At 69.2% G+C, this 7,949-nt stretch carries 9 protein-coding genes and 1 pseudogene; 6 read left to right on the forward strand and 4 right to left on the reverse strand.

Annotated features, from left to right (window positions below; translation table 11 throughout):
- Positions 1-625, reverse strand: a 625-nt coding sequence (locus VF536_RS03375) for a radical SAM protein (protein WP_331613375.1), incomplete at its 3' end; no start/stop codon positions are given.
- 177 nt (positions 626-802) lie between these two features.
- On the opposite strand from VF536_RS03375, the gene ispD reads away from it, so the two are divergent.
- The 3 genes from ispD (at position 803) to ispF (ending at position 2,872) form a co-directional block, all read left to right on the forward strand.
- Positions 803-1,552: a 2-C-methyl-D-erythritol 4-phosphate cytidylyltransferase gene (gene ispD / locus VF536_RS03380; protein ID WP_331613377.1), complete on the forward strand. Its 750-nt coding sequence runs from the start codon at positions 803-805 to the stop codon at positions 1,550-1,552.
- Positions 1,549-2,304 (forward strand): type I methionyl aminopeptidase, encoded by a 756-nt coding sequence (map, locus tag VF536_RS03385; RefSeq protein ID WP_331613378.1) that lies wholly within the window; start codon positions 1,549-1,551, stop codon positions 2,302-2,304. Before ispD ends, map begins: the two co-directional genes overlap by 4 nt.
- 76 nt (positions 2,305-2,380) lie before the next feature.
- Positions 2,381-2,872, forward strand: a complete 492-nt coding sequence (gene ispF, locus VF536_RS03390) for a 2-C-methyl-D-erythritol 2,4-cyclodiphosphate synthase (RefSeq protein ID WP_331613379.1) — start codon at positions 2,381-2,383, stop codon at positions 2,870-2,872.
- A 78-nt stretch (positions 2,873-2,950) separates the two neighbouring features.
- Here the strand turns inward: ispF and VF536_RS03395 are convergent, their stop codons facing one another.
- Together VF536_RS03395 and ompR are read right to left on the reverse strand one after the other, a co-directional pair.
- Complete coding sequence (locus VF536_RS03395; RefSeq protein WP_331613380.1) at positions 2,951-4,276, reverse strand: ATP-binding protein; 1,326 nt, start codon at positions 4,274-4,276, stop codon at positions 2,951-2,953.
- A 4-nt stretch (positions 4,277-4,280) separates the two neighbouring features.
- A complete protein-coding gene (gene ompR / locus VF536_RS03400) occupies positions 4,281-5,009 on the reverse strand; it encodes a two-component system response regulator OmpR (protein ID WP_088405159.1) in 729 nt (242 codons plus the stop codon).
- A gap of 237 nt (positions 5,010-5,246) precedes the next feature.
- Between ompR and VF536_RS03405 the strand changes: the two genes are divergently transcribed.
- On the forward strand, positions 5,247-5,984 hold the full coding sequence (locus VF536_RS03405) for an SIMPL domain-containing protein (protein ID WP_331613381.1): 738 nt from the start codon (positions 5,247-5,249) through the stop codon (positions 5,982-5,984).
- Positions 5,985-5,987: 3 nt separating this feature from the next.
- On the opposite strand, the gene VF536_RS03410 is transcribed toward VF536_RS03405, so the two are convergent.
- Positions 5,988-6,758, reverse strand: coding sequence for a 3-hydroxybutyrate dehydrogenase (locus VF536_RS03410; RefSeq protein ID WP_331613382.1), 771 nt, complete (start codon positions 6,756-6,758; stop codon positions 5,988-5,990).
- A gap of 48 nt (positions 6,759-6,806) precedes the next feature.
- On the opposite strand from VF536_RS03410, the gene VF536_RS03415 reads away from it, so the two are divergent.
- Together VF536_RS03415 and VF536_RS03420 are read left to right on the forward strand one after the other, a co-directional pair.
- On the forward strand, positions 6,807-7,673 hold the full coding sequence (locus tag VF536_RS03415; protein WP_331613383.1) for an alpha/beta hydrolase: 867 nt from the start codon (positions 6,807-6,809) through the stop codon (positions 7,671-7,673).
- A gap of 45 nt (positions 7,674-7,718) precedes the next feature.
- Positions 7,719-7,949 (forward strand): annotated as a pseudogene (locus VF536_RS03420) (GTP pyrophosphokinase); the annotation flags it as partial.

Raw genomic sequence — 7,949 nt, forward strand, 5'->3', positions numbered from 1 at the left:
TCGTGTGCAGCGAGAGCGCCAGCGCCGGCTTCACCGGTCCGGCGGCCAGCCGCTCGAACGCGCGCAGATCGCCGACCGTCGAGAACACCATGTTCTTGTGGCCGATGTTGCCTTCGAGTCCGAGCAGCTCGATCGCCGCCATCACCGCCTCCAGGTTGTGCGACGGCTCGCCCATGCCCATGAACACGACCTTCCTGACCACCCGTTCGCGGCGCGCCAGCGCCACCTGCGCGACGATCTCGGCGCTGGTGACCTGTCGCAGCAGCCCGTCCTTGCCGGTCATGCAGAAGCGGCAACCCACCGCGCAGCCGACCTGGCTCGACACGCACAGACCGTCGCGCGGCAGCAGCACGCTCTCGACGGTCTGGCCGTCCTGGAGGCCGACCAGCAGACGCGCCGAGCCATCCTCTCCGGGATGGCGCTCGACCAGCGTCGCCAGCCCGTGCAACTCGTCCATCAGCGCCGGCAGCGCCTCGCGCACCGCCTGCGGCAGGTAGTGCTCCAGCTTGCGCCGTCCCTCGGTCAGCGGTCGAGCCTGGACCCAGTGACGCAGCACGCGTCCGACGTGCGCCTCGTTGGCGCCGAGCGCGGTCAGGCGGCGGTGGATGTCGGCGATGGCGAACACGGCATGCGGGCAGGGGAGGTTGAAGGCTGGAGTTTCGCCGATCGAATCGGCGCCCCCATGTCTTGCGGTCCTGCCACCGCCGCTGGCCCTCACCCCCCCGCCCTCTCCCGCGCTGCGGGAGAGGGAGTTCATGCCGGGGTTGGCGCGCCCTCCAAAGCGCTCCCTACAATCGACCCCATGAGTTCCTTTCCCATCGGTCTCGCGCCGCGCTGCTTCGCGCTGGTGCCGGCCGCGGGCGTCGGCAGCCGTTCCGGCGCCGACCGCCCCAAGCAATATGTGCCGCTCGCCGGCCGCGCCATGATCGCGCACACGCTGGCGGCGCTGGGCGCCGTCCCGCGTGTCGAGGCCACGCTGGTCGTGCTCTCGCCCGACGACGACCAGTTCGAATCCGCCGTCCCCGGTTTTGAAGGCGAGCGCGGCTGGATCGCGCGCACCGGCGGCGCGACGCGCGCCGACACGGTCGCCGCCGGCCTGCACGCGCTGCGCGAGCGCGGCGCCCAGGCGCACGACTGGGTGCTGGTCCACGACGCCGCGCGCTGCCTGCTCCGTCCCGAATGGGTAGCCGCGCTGATCGACGCCTGCGACGACGACGAGGTCGGCGGCCTGCTCGCACTGCCTGTGGCGGACACGCTGAAGGATGCCGTGGCAGCGAGTCCGGGCACCGATCCCGGCGCTGCACCGTCCCTGCGCGTCGCCGCCACCGTCGACCGCCGCGGCAAGTGGGCCGCGCAGACGCCGCAGATGTTCCGCCTCGGTCTGCTGATGCCGGCGCTGGCCGGCCCGCTGGACGGCATCACCGATGAAGCCAGCGCCATCGAGGCCCTCGGCCACGCGCCGCGTCTGGTCGAAGCCTCCATGGAAAACTTCAAGGTCACCTATCCCGCCGACTTCGCGTTGGCCGAACGCCTGCTGAGGAGCCGCGCATGACTGTCGAATCCGATGACGATATCCAGGGCCTGAAGGCCGCCGGCGAGGCCGTCGCCACCGTGCTGCGCCGCATGCTGGACGCGATCCGCCCCGGCATGACGACGCTGGAGCTCGACCAGATGGGCGAGCGCTGGCTCACCGAGTTCGGCGCGAAGTCCGCGCCGCGCGTGATGTACAACTTCCCCGGCGCCACCTGCATCTCGATCAACGAGCAGGCCGCGCACGGCATCCCCGGCGACCGAGTGATCCAGAAGGGCGACGTGGTCAACGTCGACGTGTCGGCCGAGTTGAACGGCTACTTCGGCGACACCGGCGGCACGCGCATCGTCCCGCCGACCACGCCGACCAAGACGCAGCTGGTGTTCGCCGCGCAGTACGCGCTGGAGCAGGCGATGAAGGAAGTGAGACCGGGCGCGAAGATCAACCGCATCGGCCACGCGATCGAGCGTGTGGCCAAGGCGCACAAGTTCAAGATCATCGAGAACCTCTGCAGCCACGGCGTCGGCCGCTCGTTGCACGAGGAGCCCAAGAGCATCCCGGGCTACTACGACGCCAACGACACCCGCGTGCTGACCGAAGGCATGGTCATCACCATCGAGCCCTTCCTGTCGACCAAGAGCCGCTGGGTCGACGAGGAGGCCGACGGCTGGACCCTCTCCGGCGTCAAGGGCAACCTGTCCGCGCAGTTCGAGCACACGATGATCGTCACCCGCAACGGGCCGCTCGTCGTCACGAACGCGCTGCCGAATTGACCCCGACCAGTCGGCCCGCCGGCCCGCTTCAAGCCTTCAGCGCAACACCCAGCGCGACATTCAACGCGACATTCCCATGGTTCTGAATTTCCGCATCGGCGAAGGCTGGGACACCCACCAGCTCGTCACCGGCCGCCCGCTGATCCTGGGCGGCATCACGGTCCCGCACACGCACGGCCTGCTGGGCCATTCGGACGCGGACGCGCTCGCGCACGCGATCACCGACGCGCTGCTCGGCGCCGCCGCGCTGGGCGACATCGGCAAGCTGTTCCCCGACACCGCAGCCGAGTTCAAGGGCGCCGATTCGATGGTGCTGCTCGCCGAGGCTTACCGGCGCGTGAAGGACCTGGGATGGGTGATCGGCAATCTCGACAGCACCATCATTGCGCAGCAGCCCAAGATGGCGCCGCACATCCCGCTGATGCGTCAGCGGCTGGCGGAGGTGCTCGGCATCGCGCCGGAGCAGATCAACGTGAAGGCGAAGACGGCCGAGAAGATGGGGCCGGTCGGAGAGCTGAAGGCGATCGAGGCTCGTGCGGTGTGCCTGCTGGTGCGCTCTTCCGACTGAGTTGCTCGGTCGGACTCCCTCTCCCGCTTGCGGGAGAGGGCAGGGGTGAGGGCCGGCGGCGGTGGAAGTGCTGAAGCGTCAAACGCTCGCGCGCTTGAGCCTCAGCTGCGCGACGAACCCGCTGTCGTCGGCATTCGCGAGCCGCAGCTGCGCGCCCAGGCGCTGCACCGACTTCTCGACGATCGCCAGTCCCAGGCCCGCGCCGGTCGCCGCCGTGCGCGCCGTGTCGCCGCGGTAGAACGGCGTCGTCAGCTTCGCGAGCTTGTCCGGCGGCACGCCCGGTCCGTGGTCGCGCACCGTCAGCAGCACCCAGGCGCTGTCGGCCTCGGCGGTGACTTCCACGCGCGTCGGCTCGTCGCCATGATGACCGTACCGGCGCGCGTTCTCGAACAGGTTCAGCAGGATGCGGCCCAGCTCGGTCGGGTCGGTCCAGATGCGCAGCGCCGCCGACAGCCGCACGCTGATCTGGATCTGCTGCGGATCGCGGAAGCCCTGCGCCTCGCGCTCCACCAGCTCGCGCAGGTTGAGCGCCTGCAGCTGCAGCTCGCTCGGTCGCGCGTAGTCCATGAACTTGTTGATGATGGCGTCGAGCTGGTCGATGTCCTGCGCGATGTAGGTCCGCGCCTGCTCGTCGTTGACGCTCATCTCCGCTTCCAGCCGCAGCCGCGCCAGCGGCGTGCGCAGGTCGTGCGAGATGCCCGCCAGCATCACGCTGCGGTCCTCTTCCATCTTGGCCAGTTCGCGTGCCATCCGGTTGAAGCCCATGTTGACCTCGCGGATCTCGCTGGTCAGGGTGCTTTCGTCCAGGCGCGAGTCGTACTCGCCCTCGCGGATGCGGCTCGCGGCGATGGACAGCTCGCGCAGCGGCTGGTTGATCAGCCGCGCGATCGCCGCGGCGCCCAGCAGCGAGGCACCCAGCGCGATCGCGATCCACCACCAGTTGCTGGAGATGTTGGCCTGCAGCGGCGCTGGATTGGTCTGCAGCCAGAACTGGTCCGGCCCGACGTCGAATCTCACCCACAGCCCGGGCACGCCGTTCAGGCCGCTCGCGAGCACCGTCTGCGGACCGAGCCGCGAGACCAGCTCCTTGCGCAGCCTCTGCGCGAAGGGCGAGTTCTCGTAGGGCAGCCAGCGGTCGGTCGCCTCGGCGACTTCCACTGACACCGCCTCGCTGCGCGCCAGCGACTTGACGACCGCCACCCGGTTGATGGCGTCGGTGCTGGACAGCGCCACGCGCGACAGGTTCACCAGGCCGGCCAGCTGTTGCGCCGCCTCGAGGGCCTTGGGTTCGGCCTCCAGGGCCTTGAAGGTCTGCTGCCACGCCAGCACGCCGGCCGCCAGCAGCAGCGCCAGCAGCGCGAACGTGCGCCAGAACAGGTTCAGCGCCAGACGCGGGGGTGCCACGGGATCAGGCCGCCTCGTCCGGAACGAACACGTAGCCCACGCCCCACACGGTCTGGATGAATCGCGGCTGCGCCGGGTCCTCTTCCAGCAGCTTGCGCAGGCGCGAGACCTGCACGTCCAGGCTGCGGTCGAAGGGCTCGAACTCGCGGCCGCGGGCCAGCATCGCCAGCTTGTCGCGCGACAGCGGCTGGCGCGGGTGGCGCACCAGGGCCTTCAGCATCGAGAACTCGCCGGTGGTCAGCGGCACCGGATCGCCGTTCTTGGCCAGGCGGCGCAGCGCCAGGTCGAACTCGAACGGGCCGAACTGGACCGTCATCGGTTCCTTGGACGGCGCGCCCGGCGCTTCCGGCGGCGGACGGCGGCGCAACACCGCGTTGATGCGGGCCAGCAGTTCGCGCGGGTTGAAGGGCTTGGCCAGGTAGTCATCGGCGCCGACTTCCAGGCCGACGATCCGGTCCACTTCCTCGACCTTGGCCGTCAGCATGATGATGGGCGTGTTGTCGCCCGCGGCGCGCAGCCGGCGGCAGATCGACAGACCGTCCTCGCCGGGCAGCATCAGGTCCAGGACGATCAGGTCCACGGTCTCGCGCGTCAGCTGCTTGTTCAGCGCCTTGCTGTCTTCGGCCAGCAGGACCTCGAAGCCCTCCTGGGCCAGGTAGCGGCGCAGGAGGTCCCGGATGCGGGCGTCGTCATCCACGACCAGGACACGGTTGGGGCGGGTTGTGGTTTGCATGGCGGCCACTCCGAAATTTGTAACAGCGGGACTGTAAGGGCAGTTTTCTGGCCTGTTTGCGGGATGCATCAGTCCTTACCGGATGGTTACATCTTTTGTAACAGGGCTGTCTATGTCCCTACCCGAGGGCGATGAATGACTCAAAAAGGCGGATGAACGGTGTCCGCCTCCGGTCAACCGTGACGCTTTCCTCACGCGTTATGCTGGTTCCCACCAGGACTCTCCGTAGGAACCCGAATGATCCGAAGCTCCAAGATCCTCGCCCGCACCCTGATCGCCGCCGGCGCGGTGGCGGTCCTGCCCGCGATGGCCCAGGCCCAGGCGGTCCGGACCGACCTGCTGTCGCTGAGCGCCTCGGCCACGACCGAAGTGACCCGCGACCTGCTGCAGCTGCGCTTCTCCACGACCCGCGAGGGCAAGGAGGCCGCCGCCGTCCAGGGCGAACTCAAGCAGGCCCTGGACGCCGCGCTGACCGAGGCGCGCAAGGTCGCCAAGCCGGGGCAGGTCGACCTGCAGGCGGGCAACCTGTCGGTCTATCCGCGCTACGGCCAGCCGAAGGCGGGGTCGAGTGCCGCACCGCAGATCACCGGCTGGCAAGGCAGCGTCGAGCTGCTGGTGCAGGGCCGCGACATCGAGGCGATCTCCAAGCTGAGCGGCCGCATCAGTTCGCTGGCGATCGCCAACGTGAGCTACGGCCTGTCGCGCGAGGCGCGTGAGAAGGCCGAGAACGAGGTCGTGTCGCAGGCGATCGCGAGCTACAAGAGCAAGGCGGCGATCTACGCGAAGGAGTTCGGCTATTCGAACTACCGGATCGGCGAGGTCAGCGTGAACGCCGACCAGCCGGTCTCCGTGATGGCGGCGCCGATGGCGCGCTTCAAGGCGATGGGCGCGTCCGCCGACGAGGCCCTGCCGGTCGAGTCCGGCAAGGCCACCGTCACGGTGAACGTCAACGGCAGCGTGCTGATGACGAAGTGAGGCTCACTGCGCGGTCCAGCCGCCGTCCATGGCCCAGGCCTGGCCGCGCACGTTGATCGCGGCGTCCGAGCACAGGAACACGGTCAACGCACCGAGTTCCTCGGGCGTCGTGAACTGCAGCGAGGGCTGCTTCTCGGCCAGCAGCTGACGCTTGGCCTCGGCCGGGTCCAGCTTTTCCTTGGCCGAGCGGTCGTCGATCTGCTTCTGCACCAGCGGGGTCAGCACCCAGCCGGGGCAGATCGCGTTGACCGTGACGGGGACGAGGGCGGTTTCCAGGGCCGCCGACTTCGTCAGGCCGACCAGGCCGTGCTTGGCCGCGACATAGGCCGACTTGCCCGCCGACGCCACCAGCCCGTGCGTCGAGGCGATGTTGACGATCCGGCCCCAGTTCTTCTTCTTCATGCCCGGCAGCGCCAGGCGCATCGTGTGGAAGGCGGAGCTGAGGTTGATCGCGATGATCGCGTCCCACTTCTCCGGCGGGAACTCGTCGACGTTGGCCACATGCTGGATGCCGGCGTTGTTCACCAGCACGTCGCAGCCGCCGAACTCCTGGTCGATGTAGGCCATCATGGCCTCGATCTCGGCGGGTTTGCTCATGTCGGCGCCGTGGTACCCGACCTTCACACCGAGCGCCTCGACCTCCGCCTTCGGGCCGGCATGGTCGCCGAAGCCGTTCAGCACGATGTTCGCGCCTTCCTTGGCCAGGGTCAGGGCGATCCCCAATCCGATGCCGCTCGTGGAGCCGGTGACCAGCGCCGTCTTGCCTTTCAACATGCCGCGTCCTCTTCAGGGTTGTTAGGATGGGGACAAAGGATACGAGCGATGTCTGAACCCTTGTTGAAAAAAGTCCAGGCGTTGAGCCCCTGCGGCCTTCACCAGGTCGCGTATTGGGAGTGGGGACGGTCTGACAACCCGCAGGTGCTGGTCTGCGTGCACGGGCTGTCGCGGCAGGGCCGCGACTTCGACGTGATCGCGCAGCGCCTGAGCGCCCGTTTCCGGGTCATCTGCCCGGACGTCGTCGGACGCGGGGAGTCGGAATGGCTGGGCGATCCTCGCAATTACCAGCTCCCGCAATATGTCTCGGACATGGTCACGCTGCTGGCGCGCCTGGGCGTGGGGCAGGTGGACTGGCTGGGCACCTCCATGGGCGGGCTGATCGGCCTGGCGCTGGCGGCGATGCCGGCCAGCCCGATCAAGCGGCTGATCCTCAACGACGTGGGACCGACCATCGAGTTCGTCGCGCTGCAGCGCATCGCGAGCTATCTGGGCCGCGCGCCGCAGTTCGAGAACTGTCAGCAGGGCGCCGACTACCTGCGCGGCATCTCGCAGAGCTTCGGGCCGCACACCGACGACCAGTGGCTGGCGCTGTCGCGGGCCATGTTCAAGCCGGACGGCGACCGCTGCCGGCTGCATTACGACCCGCGCATCGGGCAGGGCCTGGCCGGGCTGACGCCGGAACTGGCGAAGGCGGGAGAGGCGCAGCTCTGGGCCGCCTACGACGCGGTGCGATGCCCGACGCTGCTGCTCCGCGGCGGGGAGTCGGACCTGCTGACGCGCACGACCGCCGAGTTGATGACGCAGCGCGGCCCGCGCGCCGAGCTGCATGAGTTCGCCGGCGTCGGCCATGCGCCGACGCTGGTGCATGAGGAACAGATCCGCGTGGTGGAGCAATTCCTGGCGCGCGGATGAGGTCTTGGCGGCGCACGCGCCCCCGACGACACGGATGAACGACGAATGAAGACGGAATTGGGGCTGCGGCTGGACCAGGCGGCGCCCATCGTGGCCCTGTTGGACGGGGACCTGCCTCACCGGTTGCCGACCGCGCAGCCGCGCGCCGAAGAGACGACGGATCCGGTGCGACGCGCCCGCGCGTTCGCGGAACCGCTGCTGGCCGATCACCTGCTCGGCACCGGCGAGCCGGCGCTGGCGCACGCCGACGGCGTGGCGGCGATCCTGGCCGGCGTC

This window comes from Roseateles sp. (genome assembly GCF_036486225.1).
GTDB lineage: Bacteria > Pseudomonadota > Gammaproteobacteria > Burkholderiales > Burkholderiaceae_C > Roseateles.